Source organism: Streptomyces sp. NPDC059895 (assembly GCF_042731035.1).
Taxonomy (GTDB): domain Bacteria; phylum Actinomycetota; class Actinomycetes; order Streptomycetales; family Streptomycetaceae; genus Streptomyces.
In genome coordinates this window covers 1-21,715 of sequence record NZ_JBHWKO010000032.1, presented here as the reverse complement: position 1 = coordinate 21,715, position 21,715 = coordinate 1, and the positions used below count along the sequence as shown (strand labels likewise).

20 protein-coding genes are annotated in these 21,715 nt (G+C 73.2%); 8 read left to right on the top strand and 12 right to left on the bottom strand.

Features of this window, described 5'->3' with window-relative positions:
- Positions 1–106: 106 nt before the first annotated feature.
- The 7 genes from ACFV9M_RS29280 to ACFV9M_RS29250 all read right to left on the bottom strand — a co-directional run bounded on the left by ACFV9M_RS29280 (position 107) and on the right by ACFV9M_RS29250 (position 7,275).
- Entirely contained in the window at positions 107–1,123 is a 1,017-nt protein-coding gene (locus ACFV9M_RS29280) for an asparaginase (RefSeq protein WP_385068979.1), read from the bottom strand.
- Positions 1,124–1,167: 44 nt separating this feature from the next.
- Entirely contained in the window at positions 1,168–1,893 is a 726-nt protein-coding gene (locus ACFV9M_RS29275) for a FadR/GntR family transcriptional regulator (protein WP_385068894.1), read from the bottom strand.
- A gap of 33 nt (positions 1,894–1,926) precedes the next feature.
- Positions 1,927–2,289, bottom strand: coding sequence for a fluoride efflux transporter CrcB (crcB, locus tag ACFV9M_RS29270; protein WP_385068892.1), 363 nt, complete (start codon positions 2,287–2,289; stop codon positions 1,927–1,929).
- A gap of 6 nt (positions 2,290–2,295) precedes the next feature.
- Positions 2,296–2,751 carry a fluoride efflux transporter CrcB gene (gene crcB / locus ACFV9M_RS29265; protein ID WP_385068890.1) on the bottom strand — a complete coding sequence of 152 codons (456 nt, stop codon included), beginning with the start codon at positions 2,749–2,751 and terminating at the stop codon, positions 2,296–2,298.
- A 92-nt stretch (positions 2,752–2,843) separates the two neighbouring features.
- Entirely contained in the window at positions 2,844–3,131 is a 288-nt protein-coding gene (locus ACFV9M_RS29260) for an ArsR family transcriptional regulator (protein WP_385068889.1), read from the bottom strand.
- A 426-nt stretch (positions 3,132–3,557) separates the two neighbouring features.
- The gene (locus ACFV9M_RS29255; protein WP_385068887.1) at positions 3,558–5,126 is read right to left on the bottom strand and encodes an arabinogalactan endo-beta-1,4-galactanase; all 1,569 of its coding nucleotides are present in this window, start codon (positions 5,124–5,126) and stop codon (positions 3,558–3,560) included.
- Between the two features lie 127 nt (positions 5,127–5,253).
- Entirely contained in the window at positions 5,254–7,275 is a 2,022-nt protein-coding gene (locus ACFV9M_RS29250) for a beta-galactosidase (RefSeq protein WP_385068886.1), read from the bottom strand.
- Between the two features lie 183 nt (positions 7,276–7,458).
- Between ACFV9M_RS29250 and ACFV9M_RS29245 the strand changes: the two genes are divergently transcribed.
- The 5 genes from ACFV9M_RS29245 to ACFV9M_RS29225 all read left to right on the top strand — a co-directional run bounded on the left by ACFV9M_RS29245 (position 7,459) and on the right by ACFV9M_RS29225 (position 12,110).
- On the top strand, positions 7,459–8,775 hold the full coding sequence (locus ACFV9M_RS29245; protein ID WP_385068884.1) for an ABC transporter substrate-binding protein: 1,317 nt from the start codon (positions 7,459–7,461) through the stop codon (positions 8,773–8,775).
- On the top strand, positions 8,772–9,695 hold the full coding sequence (locus tag ACFV9M_RS29240; protein ID WP_385068882.1) for a carbohydrate ABC transporter permease: 924 nt from the start codon (positions 8,772–8,774) through the stop codon (positions 9,693–9,695). Before ACFV9M_RS29245 ends, ACFV9M_RS29240 begins: the two co-directional genes overlap by 4 nt.
- A complete protein-coding gene (locus tag ACFV9M_RS29235; RefSeq protein WP_385068880.1) occupies positions 9,692–10,597 on the top strand; it encodes a carbohydrate ABC transporter permease in 906 nt (301 codons plus the stop codon). Before ACFV9M_RS29240 ends, ACFV9M_RS29235 begins: the two co-directional genes overlap by 4 nt.
- The gene (locus ACFV9M_RS29230; RefSeq protein ID WP_385068879.1) at positions 10,594–11,625 is read left to right on the top strand and encodes a LacI family DNA-binding transcriptional regulator; all 1,032 of its coding nucleotides are present in this window, start codon (positions 10,594–10,596) and stop codon (positions 11,623–11,625) included. Before ACFV9M_RS29235 ends, ACFV9M_RS29230 begins: the two co-directional genes overlap by 4 nt.
- 95 nt (positions 11,626–11,720) lie before the next feature.
- Entirely contained in the window at positions 11,721–12,110 is a 390-nt protein-coding gene (locus ACFV9M_RS29225; RefSeq protein ID WP_385068878.1) for a MarR family winged helix-turn-helix transcriptional regulator, read from the top strand.
- A gap of 121 nt (positions 12,111–12,231) precedes the next feature.
- On the opposite strand, the gene ACFV9M_RS29220 is transcribed toward ACFV9M_RS29225, so the two are convergent.
- From ACFV9M_RS29220 to ACFV9M_RS29210, 3 genes are all read right to left on the bottom strand, one after another.
- Complete coding sequence (locus ACFV9M_RS29220; RefSeq protein ID WP_385068876.1) at positions 12,232–12,870, bottom strand: ALF repeat-containing protein; 639 nt, start codon at positions 12,868–12,870, stop codon at positions 12,232–12,234.
- A 598-nt stretch (positions 12,871–13,468) separates the two neighbouring features.
- On the bottom strand, positions 13,469–13,867 hold the full coding sequence (locus tag ACFV9M_RS29215; protein WP_385068874.1) for an SseB family protein: 399 nt from the start codon (positions 13,865–13,867) through the stop codon (positions 13,469–13,471).
- Between the two features lie 140 nt (positions 13,868–14,007).
- Positions 14,008–14,556, bottom strand: coding sequence for a cysteine hydrolase family protein (locus tag ACFV9M_RS29210; protein ID WP_385068977.1), 549 nt, complete (start codon positions 14,554–14,556; stop codon positions 14,008–14,010).
- A gap of 681 nt (positions 14,557–15,237) precedes the next feature.
- On the opposite strand from ACFV9M_RS29210, the gene ACFV9M_RS29205 reads away from it, so the two are divergent.
- On the top strand, positions 15,238–16,692 hold the full coding sequence (locus ACFV9M_RS29205; protein ID WP_385068872.1) for a glyceraldehyde-3-phosphate dehydrogenase: 1,455 nt from the start codon (positions 15,238–15,240) through the stop codon (positions 16,690–16,692).
- A 46-nt stretch (positions 16,693–16,738) separates the two neighbouring features.
- Here ACFV9M_RS29205 and gndA read toward each other — a convergent pair whose 3' ends face one another.
- Entirely contained in the window at positions 16,739–18,181 is a 1,443-nt protein-coding gene (gndA, locus tag ACFV9M_RS29200; RefSeq protein WP_385068870.1) for an NADP-dependent phosphogluconate dehydrogenase, read from the bottom strand.
- A 359-nt stretch (positions 18,182–18,540) separates the two neighbouring features.
- Here gndA and ACFV9M_RS29195 point away from each other — a divergent pair, with 359 nt between their 5' ends.
- Together ACFV9M_RS29195 and ACFV9M_RS29190 are read left to right on the top strand one after the other, a co-directional pair.
- Positions 18,541–19,119: a hypothetical protein gene (locus ACFV9M_RS29195; protein ID WP_385068869.1), complete on the top strand. Its 579-nt coding sequence runs from the start codon at positions 18,541–18,543 to the stop codon at positions 19,117–19,119.
- A 178-nt stretch (positions 19,120–19,297) separates the two neighbouring features.
- Positions 19,298–19,822: a hypothetical protein gene (locus ACFV9M_RS29190; protein ID WP_385068867.1), complete on the top strand. Its 525-nt coding sequence runs from the start codon at positions 19,298–19,300 to the stop codon at positions 19,820–19,822.
- Between the two features lie 120 nt (positions 19,823–19,942).
- Here the strand turns inward: ACFV9M_RS29190 and ACFV9M_RS29185 are convergent, their stop codons facing one another.
- Positions 19,943–21,250: an MFS transporter gene (locus tag ACFV9M_RS29185; protein WP_385068865.1), complete on the bottom strand. Its 1,308-nt coding sequence runs from the start codon at positions 21,248–21,250 to the stop codon at positions 19,943–19,945.
- Positions 21,251–21,715: the final 465 nt, after the last annotated feature.

The following is a 21,715-nucleotide window of genomic DNA, read 5'->3' as shown; positions in this document are numbered from 1 at the left end:
GGACAGTCAGGCGCCCCACGGAACCGGAACGGTCAGGCGCCGCGCGGGGCGCGCGGCGGGTGGCGGGTGGCGGGTGGCGGGTGGCGGGTGGCGGGTGGCGTGGACGTCAGGCGCAGGCCGGCCAGGCCGCCGGGTCCAGTGACCGCACCGGGCGGACGCGGCCGACCGGGACGCCGCCGCCGAGCAGGGGCTCGCCCGCGAACTCGGTGAGCAGGGCGGGGTCCACGCCGGCGCGGGCGAGGGCGGCCGCGGCGACCGGGACGCGGGCCCGGTCCGCACCGTCGGCGATCTTGACGCCGATCGCGCGGCCGTCGGGCAGCGCGGCGACCTCGACGCCCTCGAAGCCGTCCTTGGCGAGCAGTCCGGGCACGGCCCGCATCAGCGCGGCCACGTCCCGGCCGGAGCCGGAGGCCATCTCGGGGTGCCGGCGCACGGCGTCCGCCACCCGGGCCTCGGGGGTGCCGGGCGCGGCGGTGGTGATGCGGGCGGCGGCGCGGGCCAGGCCGTGCAGGGAGACCGAGAAGAGGGGGGCGCCGCATCCGTCGACGGTGACCCGGGCTATCCGCTGCCCGGTGAGGTCCTCGACGATCTCGGCGATCGCCTGCTGGAGCGGGTGCTCCGGGTCGAGGTAGCTGTCGAGGGGCCAGCCGTTGAGCCGGCAGGTGTACAGCATGGCGGCGTGCTTGCCGGAGCAGTTCTGGGCGAGGCGGCCGGGCGGCCGGCCCTCCCGCACCCACGCGTCGCGGACCACCGGGCCGAACGGCAGGTCCGGCACGTTGCGCAGGTCGTCCTCGGCGAGGCCGGCCAGCTCCAGGATCCGCCGGGTCCCGGCGAGGTGGCGTTCCTCGCCGGAGTGGCTGGCGGCGGCGAGGGAGAGCAGCTCGCCGTCGAGCGGGAGTCCGGCCCGCACCATGGCGACGGCCTGGACGGGCTTGACCGCCGAGCGCGGGTAGAAGGCCGCCTCGATGTCGCCGAGCCGGAGGTCGACCCGGCCGTCCGCGGTGAGGACGACGACGGAGCCGTGGTGGACACCCTCGGTCACCCCGCCGCGGACGAGGTGGGCGACGGGTGCGTGCTGGGGTTCGCGGATCGCGGGGGCGTCGGCGAGGGAGCTGCTGTACATCACTGCCTGGGTCGTCGGTGGGGTGGCGTGGGTGGGCGCCGGGTTCATGGGGCGTGCGTGGGGCTGTCGGCGCGCGGGGAGCGCACGATGTCGGTGAGGGTCGCCTGGACGCGGTCGAGGTGGTGGCTCATGGCGTCCACCGCGGCCCGCTCGTTGCCGGCGACCAGCGCCTCGACGACGGCCCGGTGTTCGCGGTCGGACTGTTCGCGGCGTCCGCCCAGTTCGTTGAGGAAGGCCGACTGGCGCGCCAGCGCGTCCCGGATCTCCTCGATGACCCGGCGGAAGACCGGGTTCCGGGCGGCCTCGGCCACGGCGAGGTGGAAGAGGGTGTCCATCGCGGCCCACGCGGTGGTGTCCGTCTCCCGCTCCATGCGGTCCAGGAGGCGGGCCAGGCGGTCCAGGTCCTCCGGGGTGCGGCGCAGGGCCGCGTAGCCGGCCACCGGGATCTCGACGTGGCGGCGCACCTCCATCAGGTCGCCGGCCGCGTAGTCGCCGAAGGTGGGGTCCTCGACGGTGTCCGCGATCACGAAGGTGCCCTTGCCGGTGCGGGAGACCGTCAGCCCCATGGTCTGCAGGGCGCGCAGGGCCTCCCGCAGGACGGGCCGGGAGACCTCGAGGGTGCGGCAGAGCTCCGCCTCGGAGGGGAGCTTGTCCCCGATGGCGTACCGGCCGTGTTCGATGGCGTCGCGGAGGTGGCCGAGCACCGCCTCCATCGCGCTGACGCGGCGCGGGGCGGCCCGGCCACCTGTCTGGCTGTCTGACAGGTTCACGGGAGTGATGGTCGGGGTGGGGGGCGGGTGCTGTCAAGCCAGGGTCCGGCCGAGGGCCACGCCCGCGATCGCCGCCCCCAGCCCGGCCGCCACGCTCCCGACGGCGTTGGCGAGCGCGTACGGCCCCGCGCCGGTCTCGGCGAGCCGCAGGGTCTCGTACGAGAACGTGGAGTACGTCGTCAGGGCCCCGCACAGTCCGGTTCCCAGGAAGAGCGTCGGGCCGGGGCCGACGGCGGCCCCGGTGAGCACGCCGAGGACGAGGCAGCCGACGGCGTTGACGACGAAGGTGCCCCAGGGGAGGACCGAGGCGTGCCGGGCCTGCACCGCGCGGTCGGTCAGATAGCGGAGCGGGGCGCCGATCATGCCGCCGGCGACGACCACCAGCCAGTTCGCCACAATCTCCTACCCTTCGTGCCGGACGGGCCGGACCGGTCCGCGCAGGACGACGCGGCGGGTGCCCGCCGTCGCGAGCCACACCGCCGTGAGGGCCGCGAGCGGGGTGGCGGCCAGGTAGGCCAGGGCGGTGCGCTCGTGCCCCGTGTCGAACAGCCGCTGGAGGTCGACCGCGTACGTCGAGAACGTGGTGAAGCCGCCGAGTACGCCGGTGCCGAAGAAGGGGCGGACGAGCCGGTGGACGGTCAGCGCCTCGGTGACCAGCACCATCAGCAGTCCGATGACGGCGCAGCCCACGACGTTCACCCAGAGCGTCGTCCAGGGGAACGAGCCGGCGGGCGTCGGCCACCACAGCGAGGCGGCGTAGCGGGCGAGGGCGCCGAGGCCGCCGCCGACGGCGACCACGGCGACCACGGGGAGCTGCCCCGCGCCACGGGACCGTCCCGCTGCCTCCGGGTTCGTCATGCCGTACGTCTCCTGCCTGGATCCCGTGACCCGGTGCTGGGGGATCACGGCTGTTCGACAGGGTAACGCCGGCTCGTCGTGACCCGGAGCGCCTACCAGCCCTTCTCGAACATCCGGGCCACCTCGGCGATGCGCATCTCGTCGCGCCGGTAGTAGGTGCGGCGGCGGATCCGCTTGGCGCGCAGCAGGCCCAGATCGGCGAGCAGGCTCAGGTGGGTGTCCGCCACCTGGCGGCGTACGCCCAGCTTGGCCGCGACGGCCTCCGCGGTGACCCCGTCCTCGACGGGGTCACCGTGGCGCTGCGGCGGGAAGTGCCGGGCCGGATCCTTCAGCCACTCCAGGATGTCCAGCCGCCGTTCACTCACGGGAGTCCTCAGCATCGTCGCCCCCTCCGTCCCTTCGTCGGGGCACCCCTCGTACCGCGTCTTCCCACTCTTCCGCAGGGGTGGCCGTCGTGTCCCGGACTCCCGCACGCTTGGCGGGATCGAACACCCTTGCGTGGTGAGGGAGTCGGGGCGCGGGCGCCGGACGACGGGCAGGGCCCGGCCGCGTGGGAGCGGCCGGGCCCCGGGACGGCCGGTCACCAGGACGGTGTGGCCGGACCGTGTCGTGCTGCGTTGTGCCGTGCTGTGCCAGTGCTGCGCTGTGCCGTGCTGTGCCAGTGCTGCGCTGTGCCGTGCTGTGCCAGTGCTGCGCTGTGCCGTGCTGTGCCAGTGCTGCGCTGTGCCGTGCTGTGCCAGTGCCGTGCTGTGCCAGTGCCGTGCTGTGCCGGGCCGGGCCGTGCTGCGGACCGAGCGGTGGCCGGGTCAGCGGTGGCTGAACCACGCCATCGAGGACAGCGCCCGGTCGTCGTAGCCGAAGAGGGCCTGGTTCTCCCAGCCGTTGCCGGAGGACGCGTCGGTCGGGTCCCAGCCGTTGCCGGTGACGGCGGTCCAGGTCGCCTCCCAGTAGAAGACGCCCAGGCCGAGGCCGCCCGGGACGGCCTCCACGATGTCGGCCACGGCGTTCGTCCAGGCGAGCTGGCCGGCCTCGGTCGCCGGGTAGCCGGCGACGAGCTCGCTCGACAGGTCGATGATGTTCTCGTGCGTGTCGTCGCTGTCGAGCCGGAACGGGTAGGCGGTCTCGGCGACGTAGACCGGCTTGCCGTAGCGGGAGGCGGCGTCGTCCAGCGTGGTCTGGAAGTCCGCCAGGGTGCCGTGCCAGTAGCCGTAGAACGACAGGCCGATCGTGTCGAACTTCACGCCGTTCGCGACGGCGTTGTCGAACCACCAGCGGGTGCCGGACAGGTCGCCGCCCTTGGCGAGGTGCAGGGCGACCGTCGTGCCGGAGCTGACCGCCTTGACCGCGTCGTAGCCGGAGTTGAGCAGACCGGCGAGCTGGGCCCAGTTGTCGGTGGACCCCTCGGACCAGAGCATGCCGCCGTTGATCTCGTTGCCCACCTGGACCATGTCGGCGGTGGTGCCCTGGGCCTTCAGCGCGTTCAGCACGTCGTACGTGTGGTTGTACACGTCCGTCTTGAGCTGGCTGTACGAGTGGCCCGCCCAGGCGGCCGGCTTGGCCTGGGCGCCGGGGTCGGCCCAGGTGTCCGAGTAGTGGAAGTCGACCAGCAGCTTCTGGCCCGCGGCCTTGACGCGCTTGGCCATGGCGAGCACGCGCGCCTTGTTGTTGTAGCCGTCGGCCGGGTTGACCCAGACCTTCAGGCGCGCGTAGTTCATGCCGGCGTTCTTCAGGATGGTGACCGCGTCGCCGGTGGTGCCGGAGGCGGTCTTGTAGACGCCGCCCTTGGCCTCGCTCTTGGCGAGGGACGAGATGTCGGCGCCCTTGATCGACAGGCCGGAGGTGCCGGACGTGAAGGTCAGGTCGTCCACGTTGATCCAGTTGCCCGCGTTGGCGTCACTGCTGACGCTGACGGTGCACTGGTTGGTCGTCACGCTGACCGGGAAGACGATCCGGATCCATCCGCTCGCCGACACGGGCAGGGCGGTGCGCTGCTCGGCGCCGCCGCAGTTCTTCAGGGCTATGTAGGCGGAGTTCTGGCCGCCGCCGGAGCGGACCCAGGCGGTGAGCTTGTAGGAGCCGTTGGTCAGGCCGGAGAGGTACTGGTAGGTCTCCACCTTGTACGCGGTGGACGCCCAGTGGGTGAGGCGGTAGCTGCCGCCGTGGCCGCCCGCCTCGGTGAAGGAGGCGGAGTTCTGGCCGGCCGCCGAGTACGTGGACCAGCCGGCCGGGGTGGCCGTACCCGTGCCGTCGGACTCGAAGCCGCCGTTGGTGAGCGTGGCCGCCGCATGGGCGGTCTGCGCGGGCAGGGCGGTGAGGGAGAGCCCCGCGGCGAGCGGGAGCAGCAGGGCTGCGAGCGTGCGTCTGGGATGGAACATCGTCGTCCGTCGTCCCTTCGACGTGATGGCGGTGTGCGCGGGCCGGGTACGGCCCGCGCGGTTCCCTCGGGGTGAGGGGCCCTCTCCGCCCGCGGCTCGCGGCTCCACGGGCGGAGAGGGAGTCGGTTCAGCCGTCCAGGCGCACGACCCGGACGGCTCCCGCCGGGACCACGAGGCGGCCCGCGGCGTGTTCGCCCGTCAGCAGCTCGGTGCCGGACGTGTCCAGCGGCACCTTGGCGTCGGTGGCGGTGTGGTTGATCGCGAAGAGGAAGGTGCCCGTCCCGCCGGTGCGGCGCACGACCTCGACGTCGCGGGGCAGGTCGGCGCGGGGGGCGACGCGGGCGTCCTCGGCGGCCCGTGCGAGCACGGCGTCGAGACCGTCGGCGCCGAGGCGGGTGGAGACGTACCAGGCGGTGCCCTCGCCGAGGCGGTGGCGGGTGACGGCCGGCCGGCCGGCGGTGAGTCCGTCGGCGTAGGTCCACACGGTCTCGGCGCCGCGCGGCACCACGAACTCCGTCCAGACGTCCGCGCGGAGTTCGGCGCCTTCGGGGCCGGTGATCCTGGCTCCCTCGCCCGCGAGCAGCGGGGAGAACTCCTCGACGGTCAGGCCCAGGACGTCGCGCAGCGGGCCCGGGTAGGCGCCCTCGTGGACGGCGTCGTGCTCGTCGACGATGCCGGAGAAGTACGACACGACGAGGGTGCCGCCGTTCTCGACGTACGCCCTGAGGTTGTTCCCGGCCGCCTCCGTCATCAGGTACAGGGCGGGCACCACGACCAGGGGGTACGCCGAGAGGTCGGCCTCCGGGTGGGCGAAGTCGACCGTGAGGTGGCGGTCGTAGAGGGCCTCGTAGAAGGCGTCGGCGCGCTCGCGGGCGTCGTGGTCCTCGGAGGGGCGCCAGTCGAGGTTCTGCGCCCACCAGGAGTGCCAGTCCCACAGGACGGCCGCGTCGGCCACGGTGCGGGTGCCGCGGACCGGGTCCAGCGCGTCGAGGGAGGCGCCGAGCTCGACGACCTCGCGCCACACGCGGGTGTCGGTGCCGCCGTGCGGGACCATCGACGAGTGGAACTTCTCGGCGCCGCGCCGGGACTGCCGCCACTGGAAGAACATGGCGCCCTCGGAGCCCCGGGCGACGTGCGCGAGGGAGTTGCGGGCCATCTGGCCGGGCGCCTTGGCCGGGTTGCGGGGCTGCCAGTTGACGCCCGAGGTGGAGTGCTCCAGCAGGAGCCAGGGGGCGCCGCCCGCGACGGAGCGGGTCAGGTCGGCGGCCATCGCGAGGTTGACGTGGGTGCGGCGGCCGTCGGTGATCAGGTAGTGGTCGTTGCTGACGAGGTCGACCTCGCGGCCCCACGCCCAGTAGTCGACCGTGTCGCACTGGCTGAGCGCCGTCATGAAGTTGGTCGTGACGGGCACGCCGGGGGCGAGGCGGTGCAGGATGTCCCGCTCCCGGCAGAAGTTCTCGCGCATGGTGGCGTCGGCGAACCGCCGGTGGTCCAGCGCCTGGCCGGGGTTGCCGACGGTCGGCGTGGCGCGCGGCGGGTCGATGTCCTCGAAGCGGGCGTAGCGCTGGCCCCAGAAGGCGGTGCCCCAGGCGTCGTTGACCGCGTCGACCGTGCCGTACGTGGTCTCCAGCCAGCGGCGGAAGTGCGCGGCGCAGGAGTCGCAGTAGCAGGCGGAGACGGGGACGCCGTACTCGTTGTGCACGTGCCACATCGCCAGCGCCGGGTGGTCCGCGTAGCGCTCGGCGAGCTTGGTGGTGATGTTCGCCGCGGCGGCGCGGTAGTCGGCGTTGCTGTGGCAGATCGCGCCGCGGGAGCCGAACGCGAAGCGGGTGCCGTCGGCGGTGACGGGCAGCGCCTCGGGGTGCTGCCGGTAGAACCAGACGGGCGGGACCACGGTGGGCGTGCCCAGGTCGACGCGGATACCGTTCTCGTGCAGCAGGTCCACGACCCGGTCGAGCCAGCCGAAGTCGTACTCCCCCGGCGCGGGCTCCAGGAGGGCCCAGGAGAAGATGCCGACGCTCACCATGGTGACGCCGGCCTCCCGCATCAGCCGGACGTCCTCCTGCCAGACGCTTTCCGGCCACTGCTCGGGGTTGTAGTCCCCACCGAAGGCGAGCCGGGTGAGGCCCTTGGGGGTGGTCTCCGGCATGGATCTCTCCCGTGTAATCGATCATTTGGGAACGTGCACACACTCGATCAGCGGTGCGATCCCAACATAACCGCACAGCAACAACCATTGACAAGTGTCCGGGATGTTTCTCTACTGTGAACGCTCACAGAAGCATGGCGGGTCCTCGCAGCAGGCGGGGACCCCAGGTCAGGGGAGAAATCCATGCCCATCACGAAGCGCCGTCGCCTCGTGGCCACCGCCCTCGCCATCGCGCTCGGCGGCACCGCCCTCGCCGCTTGCGGCTCGTCCGACGACAGCGAGACCCAGTCGGGTCCGGTCTCACTGACGTACTGGACCTGGACGCCCGGCATGGACAAGGTCGTCGACCTGTGGAACAAGGGCCAGGGCAAGAAGGACCAGATCACGGTCACGGTGAAGAAGCAGGCGTCCGGCGACACGCTGATCACCAAGATCCTCACCGCGCACAAGGCCGGCAAGGCGCCCGACCTGGTCCAGGTGGAGTACCAGTCGGTGCCGACGCTGGTCAGCAACGACGCGCTCGCCGACATATCGGGTGACGTCGGCGACGCGAAGGACAAGTTCGCCGAGGGCGTGTGGCAGCAGACCACGCTGGGCACCGACGCCGTCTACGCGGTGCCGCAGGACATCGGCCCGATGATGTTCTACTACCGCGAGGACCTCTTCGAGAAGTACGGCCTGACGGTCCCGACGACCTGGGAGCAGTTCGCCGAGACGGCCCGCGCGCTGAAGAAGAAGGCGCCCGACGTCGACCTCACCACCTTCTCCGCCAACGACTCCGGTCTCTTCGCGGGCCTCGCCCAGCAGGCCGGCGCCCAGTGGTGGACCACCTCCGGTGACAAGTGGAAGGTCGGCATCAACGACGCGGCCAGCCAGAAGGTCGCCGACTTCTGGGGCGGCCTGGTCAAGGAGGGCGCCATCGACAACCAGCCGATGTACACCCCGGCCTGGAACAAGGCGCTCAACACCGGCCAGCAGATCGCCTGGGTCTCCGCCGTGTGGGCGCCGGGCACGCTGACCACCGCCGCGCCCGACACCGCGGGCAAGTGGGCCATGGCCCCGCTCCCCCAGTGGTCGCAGAGCGAGAACGTCACCGGCAACTGGGGCGGCTCCTCCATCGGCGTCACCACCGACTCCAAGCACAGGGAAGCCGCGGCGAAGTTCGCCGCCTGGCTGAACACCGACGGTGACGCGCTCAACGCGCTGGCCAAGGAGAGCGGCATCTACCCGGCCTCCACCTCCGCCCAGCTCAGCGGCGCCTTCACCACCCCGCCGGCCTACTTCTCCAACCAGGCGGACTTCTACACCGTGGCCGCCGACATCGCGAAGACCACGGCCCCCTCGGCCTGGGGCCCGAACGTGAACGTCGCCTACACCACCTTCAAGGACGCCTTCGGCGCCGCCGCGAAGAACAAGTCGGACTTCTCCGCCGCCCTCGACGAGATGCAGGCGGACACCGTCGCCGACCTGAAGAAGCAGGGCTTCGAGGTCTCCGAGTGACCAGCGCACACCGGAAGTCGTACGGGGTCAAGGGCGCCCCGTACGCCTTCCTCCTCCCCGCGACGCTCCTCTTCGCCCTCTTCTTCGCGCTGCCCATCGGCTACGCGGTCTGGCTCAGCTTCCACAAGGTGAAGGTCTCCGGGCTCGGCCTGGGCTCCGACGCCCGGAAGGAGGTCTGGGCCGGCCTGGAGAACTACACCGCCGCCTTCACCGACAGCGAGCTGCTGGACGGCGCGCTGCGCGTGCTGGGCTACGGCTGCATCGTCGTCCCGGTGATGCTGGGCCTCGCCCTGGTGTTCGCGCTGATGCTCGACTCCGAGAAGGTGCGGCTCACCCCGTTCACCCGGCTCGCGATCTTCCTGCCGTACGCCATCCCCGGCGTGGTGGCGGCGCTGCTGTGGGGCTTCCTGTACCTGCCGGACGTCAGCCCCTTCTACTTCGTGCTCGACCGGCTGGGCCTGCCGCAGCCGGACCTGCTGGACGGCGGTCCGCTCTACCTCGCCCTGTCGAACATCGCGGTCTGGGGCGGCACCGGCTTCAACATGATCGTCATCTACACCTCGCTGCGGGCCATCCCGGCCGAGGTGTACGAGGCGGCGAAGCTGGACGGGGCCACACCGCTCCAGGTCGCGCTGCGGATCAAGATCCCGATGGTGGCGCCCTCGCTGGTGCTCACCTTCTTCTTCTCGATCATCGCGACCCTCCAGGTGTTCAACGAGCCGACCACCCTCAAGCCGCTCACCAACTCCGTGTCGACGACCTGGAGTCCGCTGATGAAGGTGTACCGGGACGCGTTCGGCACCGGTGACGTCTACGCGGCGGCCGCCCAGGCCGTGATCATCGCGCTCGCGACGCTGCTGCTCTCCTTCGGGTTCCTGCGCGCCGCGAACCGCCGCAACAAGCAGGAGGCAGCACGATGAGTTCTCTTGCCGTACGGAAGGCCCCCTCGGCGGCCGGCACGACCGGCACCGCCCAGGGCCGCCCTCCGCTGCGCCGCCGGATCGCGCTCGTCCCGACTATCACGCTGCTGCTGGGCGCGCTCTACTGCCTGCTGCCGGTGGCGTGGGTGGTGATCGCGTCCACCAAGTCCGGGAGCGAGCTGTTCTCCACCTTCACCTTCCTGCCGGGCACCGGCTTCGCCGACAACCTCGAGGACCTCAACGCCTACCGCGACGGCGTCTACTGGGCGTGGATGGGCAACTCCGCCCTCTACGCCGGCCTCGGCGCCCTGCTGTCGACGTGCGTGTCCGCGCTCAGCGGCTACGCGCTGGCGACCTACCGCTTCCGCGGCCGCGAGACCATCTTCAACGTGCTGCTCGCGGGCGTGCTGATGCCGCCGGTCATCCTCGCCGTCCCGCAGTACCTGCTGCTGGCGCAGGCGGACCTCACGGACTCCTACTGGTCCGTGCTGCTGCCGCAGATCCTCTCCCCGTACGGCGTCTACCTCGCGCGCATCTACGCGGCCGCGGCGGTCCCGGGCGACGTGGTGGAGGCCGGCCGGATGGACGGCGCGAGCGAGTGGCGGATCTTCACCCGGATCGCGCTGCCGATGATGGTCCCCGGACTGGTGACGGTGTTCCTGTTCCAGTTCGTGGCGGTGTGGAACAACTTCCTGCTGCCGTACATCATGCTCGCCGACGACGAGAAGTTCCCGATCACGCTCGGTCTCTTCACGCTGCTGGAGCAGGGCAACAGCCAGCCCGCGCTGTACACGCTGGTGATCACCGGCGCGTTCCTCGCGGTGTTGCCGCTGGTGGCGCTGTTCCTGGTGGTCCAGCGCTTCTGGAGCCTGGATCTGCTGTCCGGAGCCGTAAAGTCATGACCATGAGCAATACGGGGGGCCGGCGCAGACCGCCGACGATCCACGACGTGGCGCGCGAGGCGGGCGTCTCACGAGGCACCGTCTCGCGCGTACTCAACGGCGGCCACTACGTCAGCCCTTCCGCGCAGGAGGCGGTCAACGCCGCCATCCGCAAGACGGGTTACGTGGTGAACCGGCACGCGCGCTCGCTGATCACCGGGCGTTCGGACTCGGTCGGCTTCCTGCTGACGGAGCCGCAGGAACGGTTCTTCGAGGACCCCAACTTCAACGTCCTGCTGCGCGGCTGCACCCAGGCGCTGGCCGCGCACGACATCCCGCTGCTGCTGATGCTGGCCGGGACCGAGGACGAGCGGCGGCGCATCACGCGGTACATCACCGCGGGGCACGTCGACGGGGTGCTGCTGGTCTCCAGCCACTCCGGGGACCCGGTCGCCACCGAGCTGCGCGAGGCGGGCGTGCCGCTGGTGGCGTGCGGCAAGCCCATCGGGCTCGGGTCGAAGGTGAGCTACGTGGCCGCCGACGACCGGGACGGCGCCCGTGACATGGTGCGCCATCTGCTGGCGCTCGGCCGCCGCCGGATCGGCGTCGTCACCGGCCCGCAGGACACCCCGGGCGGAGTGGAGCGGCTCGCCGGCTACCGGGAGGTGCTCGCCGAGGCGGGCGTCGCCTTCGACGAGCGGCTGGTCGTCCCCGGCGACTACAGCCGGGCCAGCGGGGAGGCCGGGGCCGAGCGGCTGCTGGCGCGGGCCCCCGACCTGGACGCGGTGTTCGTCGCCTCCGACCTGATGGCGCAGGGCGTGCTGGCCGCGCTGCGGCGGGCCGGCCGGCGGGTCCCGGAGGACGTCGCGGTCGGCGGCTTCGACGACTCGCCCGCCGCGACCGCCGCCAGCCCGGCGCTCACCACCATCCGCCAGCCCTGGGACCGGATCAGCAGCGAGATGGTCCGCGTGCTGCTCGCCCAGATAGGCGGCGAGGACCCCGCCGCGGTGATCCTTCCGACGGAGCTGGTCAAGCGCGAGTCGACCTGACCTGTCCGTCGCCGCCGGGTCCCGTACGTCTGTGTCCTTGCGCCCGCACTAGTTGCACGGTAAACGAACCGCGTCTTCGGTGTTACCGTGCGGGTATGGCAGCGAAGACGGCCGGGGCGGGCCTCGAGGAGCGGTGGCGGGACATCCTGGGGGTGCACGCGCGCACGACGTGCGAGATCGACCGCGTGCTGCATCCGCACGGTCTCGGCGCGAGCGACTTCGAGGTGCTCGACCTCCTCGCCGCGAAGGCACCCCGACAGGGCGACCAGTGCCGTGTGCAGGACCTGGTGGAACAAGTGCACCTCAGCCAGAGCGCCCTGTCCCGCCTCATCGGCCGGCTGGAGAAGGACGGCCTGGTGGAACGCTCCGTCTGCGTGGAGGACCGGCGCGGGGTGTGGGTCGCCCTCACCCGCAAGGGCCGCGACCTGCACGCCGAGGTGCTGCCGCTCCAGCGGGAGGTGCTGGAGCGCATGCTGGGCGGCTGAGCACCAGCGGCCGGCGGGCCAGCCGATGCCCGCCGGCACCGCCGTACGACTCCGGGCGTCCTCGCGGTCGCCCCGGGCCGGGGCGGGGCGCGGTGCCGGGCCAGGCCGATGCGAGGACGTCTCAGCCGTCCACCTCGTACTGCCCGACCTCCAGGAAGTACCGCAGCTCCTCCGGAGTGCCGTCGATCACCTGTTCGGCCGCCGCGCGCAGGGCGTCGCTGATGGTGGGGTCGGCCAGGATCTTCGAGACGGCGACGCGGTCGTCCTCGGCCTGGGCGAGGCGGAGGCCGGTCGACAGGAACAGGCTCCGGTCCTCTGCGGTGCCGCTGAGGGCCTTCTGCGCCTCCCGGAATACAGCCGTGCCGATGTCGGGGTCGGCCAACAGCTTCGAGATGGCGAAAGCGTTGTCCTCGTCCTGGGCGATCCAGCGTCCCGTCTCCAGGAAGTACCGCAGGTCCTCGACCGTGCCGTCGAGGGCCTCCTGGGCCTCCCGGCGCACACCCTTGCCCGAGCTGGGGTCCGCCAGGATGCGCGAGACCTCGACACGGAGGTCGTCCTCCGACATCGAGTCGTACGGCGACTCCGTGTCCGCGGCTGTCGCGGCGGACGCGGTGACCGTCGTGGCGGACGCGGTGACCGTCGTGGCGGACGCGGTGACCGTCGTGGCGGACGCCTCGGCGGCCGAGGACGGCGCCGAGAACAGCAGGGCCGGGGCCAGGGCTCCGGCGGCCAGGACGAGTACCGTGCGGGTCGTTCTCAATGTGGTCCCCCATCGCACGCGGAGGCGCTGGCTGCTCCTCGTCAGCCCAAGATCCTTCCAAGGGCGGGCGGTGCGGCACAAGCGTTTTACGGCCGGTCAGTGGCGTGATCCGGTGCCGGCACGGCGATCGCCGACGCGCGGGCGACGGTCCGTGCCCCGCGTGCCGGTCGGTCCCAGGCTCTCGGGTGCGTGCCGCACGCGGGGGCGGCACGAGGATGGACGCCCTGTCGCCGGTCGCCAGTCGCCGCCGGGGTCGAGGGAGCGGGCGACGCGGGGCGCGCGAGGGAGGTGCGGCCGTGGGCGTGGGGCGAGGCCGCAACACCCGCCCGTCATGCACTCGGCTCGCAGAAGGGGGCCTGGCAGTCAGGCGGACAGGCGGGCCCTGGCAGCCCGGCGGGCGGCCGGGGTGGTCGCGGCCGGACTGCGGCCCCGCGGCGTCCTCACCGGCGAGAGCAGGCGGGCACGCCCGAGCGGCGCGGCCGAAGGAAGGGCGGCACGCCCGAGCGGCGCGGCCGAAGGGAGGGCGGCACGCCCCGCACGACCGTCCGCGGCCGGTGCACGGTCCGCGGGGACGCCCGGCCTCGGCGGGGAGCGCGGCTCACCGCGCCAGCAGGGTGCGCACTCCCTCCGAGGTGAGCGTCAGCGGGTGGTCGCCGGCCGCGTCGATGGAGAGTGACAGCTCCCCGTCCGGCCACTGCGCGGCGAGCGCGCCGAGCGGCACCAGGCGGTAGCGGTCGATCCCGGGCAGCAGGTCGGCCATCTCCGGCTCGGAGGTGAACACGGGCACGACGGGCGTGCTGCCGGGCTGCTCCAGCACGGGCAGCGCCAGCGTGCTGGGGTTGGTGACGTCCTCGTCGGTGGCGTCGTCCGGCACGGGCACGAGCACGTCGCAGTGCGCGAGCGTGTCCAGCGCGGTGGCGTCCCCGGTGTCCCGGGCCAGGGCGTCCAGCGCCTGCGCGGCGGGAGTGGCGTCGGGCTCGTGGGCGGGTGTCTGCATGACAGCTCCCCGGATAGCGGCGGTCGGACGGCCGGGTCCGGGCGGGCTGGCGTCCGGACGCGGTCCGGCCTCGCGTACCCGGCCCACGGGAGCTCAACCGTTCCGGCGCCCGATCGGTGCCCGGGAATCCGGGCGCGGGCTCACCTCGTCCGCAGCAGTTCCGCGATCGTCGTGACCCGGACCAGCGGCCCGTAGAGGTCCATGATGTGCAGGGCCTCGGCGTGCGAGGCGTCGTCGGCACCCGCGCAGGCGTCGGCGACGACCAGCACCGTGGTGCCGGCGTCGGCGGCGGCGAGGGCCGTGGACAGCACGCAGCGGTCGGTGCTGACGCCGGCCAGGACGAGCCGGCCCTCGTGCGCCGTGCGCGCGGCGAGATGCGCGGTCCACTTCCCGAACGCGGGGGCGTCCAGCACGTCACGGGCCAGGGGGGCGAACTCGTCGACGAGGCGCCACAAGGGCGCGTGCGGGGGCTGCCGGGCGAACGGCCAGCGCTCGTAGTAGGCGCGCCAGGCGCCGGTGGGCTCCCTGGGCGCGACGAAGCGGGTGAAGACGACGCGGTCGCCGAAGGACCGCAGCAGCCGTCGTACGCCTGCCGCCGCCCCGGCGAACCGGGGGATCGCCCAGGGGCTCGCGGGGTCGGCGAAGACGTGCTGCATGTCGGTGACGGTGAGCAGGCCGGACGGGGTCATCCGCACGTCGCCACCTCCCTGCCCGGGCCCCCGCCTCCCGCACGCGGACGCCGCCCCGGGCCGGTACGGGGGCGCCGAGGCGCGCCGACGCCGACGTGGGGGTCGGCGTGGGGGTCGGCGTGGGGGTCGTCCGTCATCGTCGGCCTGTCTGTCGGTCCTGTCGGTCCTGTCGGTCCTGTCGGTCCTGTCGGTCCTGTCGGTCCTGTCGGTCCTGCGGTCTGTCGGTCTGTCGGGCCCGTGGGTCTGCGGGGCCCGTCGGTCCTGCCGGTTCTCTGCCGGCCCGTCGGCCCGTCGGTCCTGTCGGGTGAGGAGCGCGGGGCTCGTGGTTACCCGTCACACTCCTACCCGGCACGGCCCGCCGTCCATCCACACGGCGGGCCGCCCGGGCGACGGGCCCCCGACGACGACAGGAGAACCCCGTGGCGGCCGGCACCGACCGGCCGGACCCGGGTCCGCGGTTCGGGACGAAGCCGCGGCTGTGAGCCCGGCCGCACCGCACCCCGCGCCGCCGCGATCTCCCATGGAGCCCAACCAGCGGACAGCACAGAGCAGTTGAGCGGCAAGCCGCCTCGCCGCCGGTTCCACCGGCGCCCGTCCGCGCGGCCGTGCGGGCGGGCGCTCGCGGGGCCGGATCACCAGCGGGTTAGCATATGAGCGCCACCTAGCTCGAAAGAGATACCTGTGACTGTCAACGAGGACTCGTTCACCAACTGGAAGAACCGCGAGGAGATCGCGGAGTCGATGATCCCGATGATCGGCAAGCTCCACCGGGAGCGGGACGTCACGGTCCTGCTGCACAGCCGCTCCCTGGTGAACAAGTCGGTGGTCAGCATCCTGAAGACCCACCGCTTCGCCCGGCAGATCGCCGGCGAGGAGCTCTCGGTCACCGAGACGCTGCCCTTCCTGCGGGCCCTCACCACGCTCGACCTCGGCCCCTCGCAGATCGACATCGGCATGCTCGCCGCGACCCACCGGGCCGACGACCGCGGTCTGTCGGTGGAGGAGTTCACCGCCGAGGCCGTCGCCGGTGCCACGGGCGCCGAGAAGATCGACCGGCGCGAGCCGCGCGACGTCGTCCTCTACGGCTTCGGCCGCATCGGCCGTCTCGTCGCCCGCCTGCTCATCGAGAAGTCCGGCTCCGGCAACGGTCTGCGGCTGCGTGCCATCGTCGTGCGCGGCGGCGGCGGGCGGGCCGGCGAGGATCTCGTCAAGCGCGCCTCGCTGCTGCGCCGCGACTCCGTCCACGGCCAGTTCCAGGGCACCATCACCGTCGACGAGGCGAACAGCAAGATCGTCGCCAACGGCAACGAGATCAAGGTCATCTACGCCGACGACCCGACCTCGGTCGACTACACGGCGTACGGCATCAAGAACGCCATCCTCATCGACAACACCGGCAAGTGGCGCGACCGCGAGGGCCTGTCCAAGCACCTGCGTCCCGGCATCGACAAGGTCGTGCTGACCGCGCCGGGCAAGGGCGACGTCCCGAACATCGTCCACGGCGTCAACCACGACACCATCAAGCCGGACGAGCGGATCCTGTCCTGCGCGTCCTGCACCACCAACGCGATCGTCCCGCCGCTGAAGGCGATGGCCGACGAGTACGGCGTGCGGCGCGGCCACGTCGAGACCGTGCACTCGTTCACCAACGACCAGAACCTGCTGGACAACTACCACAAGTCCGACCGCCGGGGCCGGTCCGCGCCGCTGAACATGGTCATCACCGAGACCGGCGCCGCCTCCGCCGTCGCCAAGGCGCTGCCCGACCTGGAGGCGCGGATCACCGGCAGTTCGATCCGGGTCCCGGTGCCCGACGTGTCGATCGCGATCCTCAACCTCCACCTCGCCCGGGAGACCACCCGCGAGGAGGTCCTGGACCACCTCCGCGAGGTGTCCCTGACCTCCCCGCTGAAGCGCCAGATCGACTTCATCAGCGCGCCCGACGCCGTCTCCAGCGACTTCATCGGCTCGCGCCACGCGTCGATCGTGGACGCCGGCGCCCTGAAGGTCGAGGGCGACAACGCGATCCTCTACCTGTGGTACGACAACGAGTTCGGCTACTCCTGCCAGGTCGTCCGCGTCGTCCAGCACGTCTCCGGGGTGGAGTACCCCACCTACCCGGCGCCGAGCGCCTGACCGACGGTCCGGCCCGCCCGGTCGGGGGCGGGCCGGGCACGGCCCCTCAGGCCGACTCCGTCTCCGGGCGTCCCGGCGCCGACCAGTGGGTGTGGAAGACACCGGGACGGTCGGTACGGCGGTAGGTGTGGGCGCCGAAGTAGTCGCGCTGCCCCTGGAGCAGCGCGGCGGGCAGGCGGTCGGCGCGCAGCGTGTCGTAGTGCGCGAGGGCCGCGGAGAACGCGGGGACGGGAATGCCCCGCCGGGCGGCGGAGGCGACGGTCTCCCGCCACGGCACCTGGGCCTCGGCGATCTCGGTGGCGAACCGCTCCTCCGCGAGCAGGCTGACCAGCTCCGGGTCGGCGGCGTACGCGGTGCGGATGCGGTCCAGGAAGGACGCGCGGATGATGCAGCCGCCGCGCCAGATCCCGGCCACGGCGCCCAGGTCGATCTTCCAGCCGAACTCGCCCGCCGCGTCCTGGATCATCTTCCAGCCCTGGTCGTAGGCGACGACCTTCGACGCGTACAGGGCGTGCTCCACCTGCGAGGTGAAGCGCGCGGCCTCCGTACGGCTGAGCGGGGACGCGGTGCCGCCGGGCAGTCCGGCGTAGGCGGCCCGCAGGTCGCCCTGGCCGGAGGCGGCGCGGGCGAAGGTGGCCTGGGCGATGGCGGTGACCGGCGAGGCCAGGTCCAGTGCCGTCTGCACGGTCCAGCGGCCGGTGCCCTTCTGTCCGGCGGCGTCCGCCACCACGTCCACGAACGGGGCGCCGGTGACGGCGTCGGTGTGGGCGAGGACCTCGGCGGTGATCTCGATCAGGTAGGAGCCGAGCCGGCCCTCGTTCCAGGTGCGGAAGACACCGGCGATCTCGGCGGGGCCGTATCCGGCGACCTGGCGCAGCAGGTCGTACGCCTCGGCGATGAGCTGCATGTCGGCGTACTCGATGCCGTTGTGCACCATCTTGACGAAGTGCCCCGCCCCGTCGGTGCCGACATGGGCGGCGCAGGGCTCGCCGCCGACCCGCGCGCTGACGGACTCGACCATCGGGCCGAGCACGGCGTAGGACTCGGCGGAGCCGCCGACCATGATCGACGGCCCGTTGAGCGCGCCCTCCTCGCCGCCGGAGACGCCGGCGCCGACGAAGTGGATGCCGCGCTCCCGCAGGGCCGCCTCGCGGCGGCGCGTGTCGGCGAAGTGCGCGTTGCCCCCGTCGATGATCATGTCGCCGGGCTCCAGCAGCGGGGCGAACTCGTCGATGACCGCGTCCGTGACCGCGCCCGCCTGCACCATGATCATCACACGGCGGGGGCGCTCCAGCGCGGCCACGAACTCCTCGGCCGTCCCGGCCGGGACGAACGTGCCCTCGTGCCCGAACTCCTCGACCAGCGCGCGCGTGCGGCCCACGCTGCGGTTGTGCACGGCGACCGTGTGGCCGTGGCGGGCGAAGTTGCGCGCGAGGTTGCGGCCCATCACGCCGAGGCCGGTGACGCCGATGGCGGCGGTTGCGTTCATGAGGTACGTCCCTTGTATCGGTGGCGCGGTCGGGGCGGGCGGCCCCTCGTGCCACCAGGTACGTCCCGGGAGCCGGTTCTTCTCGATGCCGGGCCGAACGGGGACGGGCGTTCTCGGCGCCTGGCCCCCTTGTGGACCAGCGCCGCGGGTGCCGGCGTCCGACCCGCCGGTGCCCCGCCACCCTCACCTGCCTCCCCTCTCCCCCGCCGACGGCGGGGGCGGGGAAGATCGCCGGTGTTGAGGAGAAACCGCCGTTCGGTGGCGGTCGGGCCGGGGCATGCTCGCCTGCGGGGGCGGGCCGTCGCCGTGCGGTGACGCGCCGCGCACCGGGCAGGCTCTGGAACGAGGGGGAAGATTCCGTGGCGTGGACGAGTGAGGAGTTCGGGTCGTCCCACGAGGGCATCGCCGGTGCGGTCCTCGCCGACGGCAGCGAGCCCAAGCCGGTGCTCCTGGACTTCGGCAGCGGCGCCGACGGCGGGCTGGAGACCAGCGAGTGGTGGGCGTACGACGGGCGGCTGCGCCGTCCGAGGGCGGTCGGCTACCGCGCGGCGTGCGCGTGCGGCTGGCGCGGCGAGACCCGGCCGGTCGACTGGGAGCGGGTGCCGGAGGACCGGCCGTACGACCTGGACACCGGGCCCGCCCACGGCGACTGGGCCGAGCACCTGCGCGCCGTGGAGCGGCGGACCGTACCGCTCCCCGACGAGCTCACCGACCTGATCGACCGGCTGGAGGGCCAGTTGGCCACGCTGGTGGACCAGGCTCCGGTGGCCGCCCTGAGAGCGGTGACCGCGCTGGAACGCCTCCTTCCCGGCATCGGCCGGGAGGCGGCCCAGGCGGTCCGGGACGACGAGCTGTCCTGGGACTCGGTCGGTACCGCGCTGGGGATCGGCCCGGAGCGGGCCCGTTCCCTCCTCACCCGCTATCTGCTGCATCACTGAGGCCGGGGGGTGCTGGATGTCGGAGACCGTCGGGGGTCGCCGCCCGTCGCGTCGGTCGTGACCTGCCGGATGTGGCCGAAGCCACGCCGTCGGCGGGGGTTCGGCCATGTCGGTCCGCCGGGGCCGCGGGCTACCGTTTCTGTTCAGCCCTTCCCCGTACCCGTTCGGACGGCCTTCAGTGCGCGCAGACCTCTCCCCCCTCATCGCGGCGACCTCACAGTGGCTGACGCGGGCCTATCCGGCCTCCGGCGGAGCGCTGGCCTCCGCCCTGTGCGAGGTGCAGGCGCGCCAGGCGGTGACCGTCGCCGCGTGGCTGCGGTACCCGACCGTGATGGACGCGGCGCTGGTCGGCATGGCGGGCCCCGGGGGCTCGGGCCGGCTGGACTGGATCAGCGGGACGGAGGGCCGGGACGGCGAGGAGGGGGAGGAGGCCTGGCGCAGCTGGGTCGACGAGGTCGTGGCGAGCTGGGCGGCCTGTCTCCTCACCGACCCGGAGCTGGCCGCGCTGGCCGTGGCCGGCCTCGACGGCGGTGATCACACGACCGGCATACCGATGGAGTTCCGCCGTCTGGTCGTGCCCGACGCCCGCGACCGCCAGGCGGCGGCCCTGCTGCGCCACCCCGACCTCCTCGCCCCGGTCGCCCGCCTGCACCGGGACCAGCTGCTGCGCCTCCTGGGTCCGGGCCAGGCCCTCATCGCCTGAGCGCCGGCGGACCGAAGCGGGACGGACGCCGCCCGGGTGTGCCCGCCGCCGCCCGGACCGGCCGCGCGTTTCACCCGGCCGGCGGGCACGGCCGCCCGCCCCCGGAGTGCACCGGCGTCCTCAGGCCGCCGCCTCCAGGGCCTCGCGGCCGCCCTTCATCTCCTCGCCCGGTGCCGGGAGGGTCACCGCGCGGGTGGTGCGGCGGGCGCGCAGCAGGAAGCCCGCTCCGATCGTGCCGGCGATGAGGAGACCGCCCGCGGCGAGCGCGCCGCGGGCGCCGGCCAGTTCCATGAGGAGACCGAGGGCCGGCGGGCCGCCCAGGCTCCACACCGTGCCGATGCTGCTCCACACGCCGAGCACGCGTCCCCGCAGGTGGGCGGGCGGGTCGGTCTGCAGGACGGCCGTGCCGGCGGTGTCGGAGACGGACTCCACCACGGCCATGGGCAGGACCATGATCAGCAGAATGGTCAGGGACGGGGACAGACCCGCCACCACCTGGAGCAGCCCTCCCGCGGCGGCCAGCGCGCCCACGACCCGGACCGAGGGCTTGCGCAGCCGGGCGCCGAGGACCGCACCGAGAATGCCGCCGACGGCGAGCACGGTGGAGACCGTGCCGAAGGCACCCGGCCCGCCCGCGAGCGGTCCGGTGACGAGGACGGCGAGGGTGAGCCCGTAGTTCCGTCCGAAGACGCTGCTGACCCCGGTGATGGAGGCGAGCGCGACCAGGCGGGGCCGGGTGGCGAAGAAGCGCAGGCCTTCCCGCACGGTCAGGTCGGCACGGCGGCCGGTGACGCCGGTGGCGGAGTCGTGGCCGCCGGGGGTGCGCCGGTCGCGCTGGGACGGGGCGGCGGGCCGGCCCGCGTCCGCGCCGCCGGCCGCGCCGGGCGCCGGGCGCAGGAACGGGATGACCGCCGTCACGAAGAGGAACGACAGCCCGTTGGCCCCGTACGCGGCCGCCGTGCCGAGGAAGCCCACCGTCACACCGGCCAGCGCCGTGCCGGCGAGCCGCCCCGCGTTGTAGACCAGCGCCCCGACGCCGATGGCGGACGGCACGTCCTCCCGGGGCACGAGGTCGTTGCCCAGCAGGGAGCAGGCCGGTCCGTCGACGGTGGCGATGGCGCCGGTCAGGGCGGCCAGCACCATCAGGGACGTCATGTCGAGCCGGTCCAGCGCGACGAGCACGGCCGTGGTGAAGGCCACGGCGCCCAGGAGCGCCTGGCTGACCGCGGCCGTGAGCTTGCGCGGCCAGCGGTCGACGGCCGCGCCGCCCAGCAGGCTCATGAAGAGGGCGGGGGCCGCCTGGACGGACATGGACAGGCCGGTCGCGGCGGCGGAACCCGTGATCTCGAGGACGAGCAGGTTCTGGACCGTGAGCTGCATCCAGGTGCCGGCGTTCGACATGAAGTTCGCCACCGACCACCAGCGCATGCTGCGGTACCTCAGGGACCGCCACGGCGAGCGCGACGCCGTTCCGGCGGAGCCGGGAGCGGAGGCAGGAGTGGTGTGCGGGGCAGGGGAGGGCGCGGGGGCGGAGGCGGAAGACACAGTGCGGTACCCGAGGGGCGAGGCGGTGGTCACAGGGGCGGCGGAACCGGGGAACGCCGGCTGCGCTGCGCGGCCACTCCACCTAGTCGGTTACGGCGCGGACCATCGTGGCAGACGGGGCGGGGCAGACGGTGTCCGCACCCCCCGCGGCACTCCCGCCGGAAACCCCAAGTCGCCCTGCTCGTAAAGCGTTTCGCGGGTCAAGTGTGGTTGCTCACAAGCCTCGGGCGCGCCCACCGCCCCGACGGCTCCGTCGCCGCACCACCCGGTGCCGGGCCGCGGCGCCCGACCCCGTGGTGGGGCGGCGCGCGCGCCCGGCGCGCACAGCACAAGTTTCCCCCCCCCCGC

What these genes read in the sequence shown, in the direction of transcription:
- ACFV9M_RS29210 (WP_385068977.1), bottom strand. Translation starts at nt 14,556, where the DNA reads ATGACCCCGTCCGGCCTGCTCACCGTCACCGACATGCAGCACGTCTTC.
- ACFV9M_RS29250 (WP_385068886.1), bottom strand. Translation starts at nt 7,275, where the DNA reads ATGCCGGAGACCACCCCCAAGGGCCTCACCCGGCTCGCCTTCGGTGGG.
- crcB (WP_385068890.1), bottom strand. Translation starts at nt 2,751, where the DNA reads ATGACGAACCCGGAGGCAGCGGGACGGTCCCGTGGCGCGGGGCAGCTC.
- ACFV9M_RS29230 (WP_385068879.1), top strand. Translation starts at nt 10,594, where the DNA reads ATGACCATGAGCAATACGGGGGGCCGGCGCAGACCGCCGACGATCCAC.
- gndA (WP_385068870.1), bottom strand. Translation starts at nt 18,181, where the DNA reads ATGAACGCAACCGCCGCCATCGGCGTCACCGGCCTCGGCGTGATGGGC.
- ACFV9M_RS29225 (WP_385068878.1), top strand. Translation starts at nt 11,721, where the DNA reads ATGGCAGCGAAGACGGCCGGGGCGGGCCTCGAGGAGCGGTGGCGGGAC.
- ACFV9M_RS29215 (WP_385068874.1), bottom strand. Translation starts at nt 13,867, where the DNA reads ATGCAGACACCCGCCCACGAGCCCGACGCCACTCCCGCCGCGCAGGCG.
- ACFV9M_RS29185 (WP_385068865.1), bottom strand. Translation starts at nt 21,250, where the DNA reads ATGCGCTGGTGGTCGGTGGCGAACTTCATGTCGAACGCCGGCACCTGG.
- ACFV9M_RS29255 (WP_385068887.1), bottom strand. Translation starts at nt 5,126, where the DNA reads ATGTTCCATCCCAGACGCACGCTCGCAGCCCTGCTGCTCCCGCTCGCC.
- ACFV9M_RS29235 (WP_385068880.1), top strand. Translation starts at nt 9,692, where the DNA reads ATGAGTTCTCTTGCCGTACGGAAGGCCCCCTCGGCGGCCGGCACGACC.
- ACFV9M_RS29245 (WP_385068884.1), top strand. Translation starts at nt 7,459, where the DNA reads ATGCCCATCACGAAGCGCCGTCGCCTCGTGGCCACCGCCCTCGCCATC.
- ACFV9M_RS29280 (WP_385068979.1), bottom strand. Translation starts at nt 1,123, where the DNA reads ATGTACAGCAGCTCCCTCGCCGACGCCCCCGCGATCCGCGAACCCCAG.
- ACFV9M_RS29260 (WP_385068889.1), bottom strand. Translation starts at nt 3,131, where the DNA reads ATGCTGAGGACTCCCGTGAGTGAACGGCGGCTGGACATCCTGGAGTGG.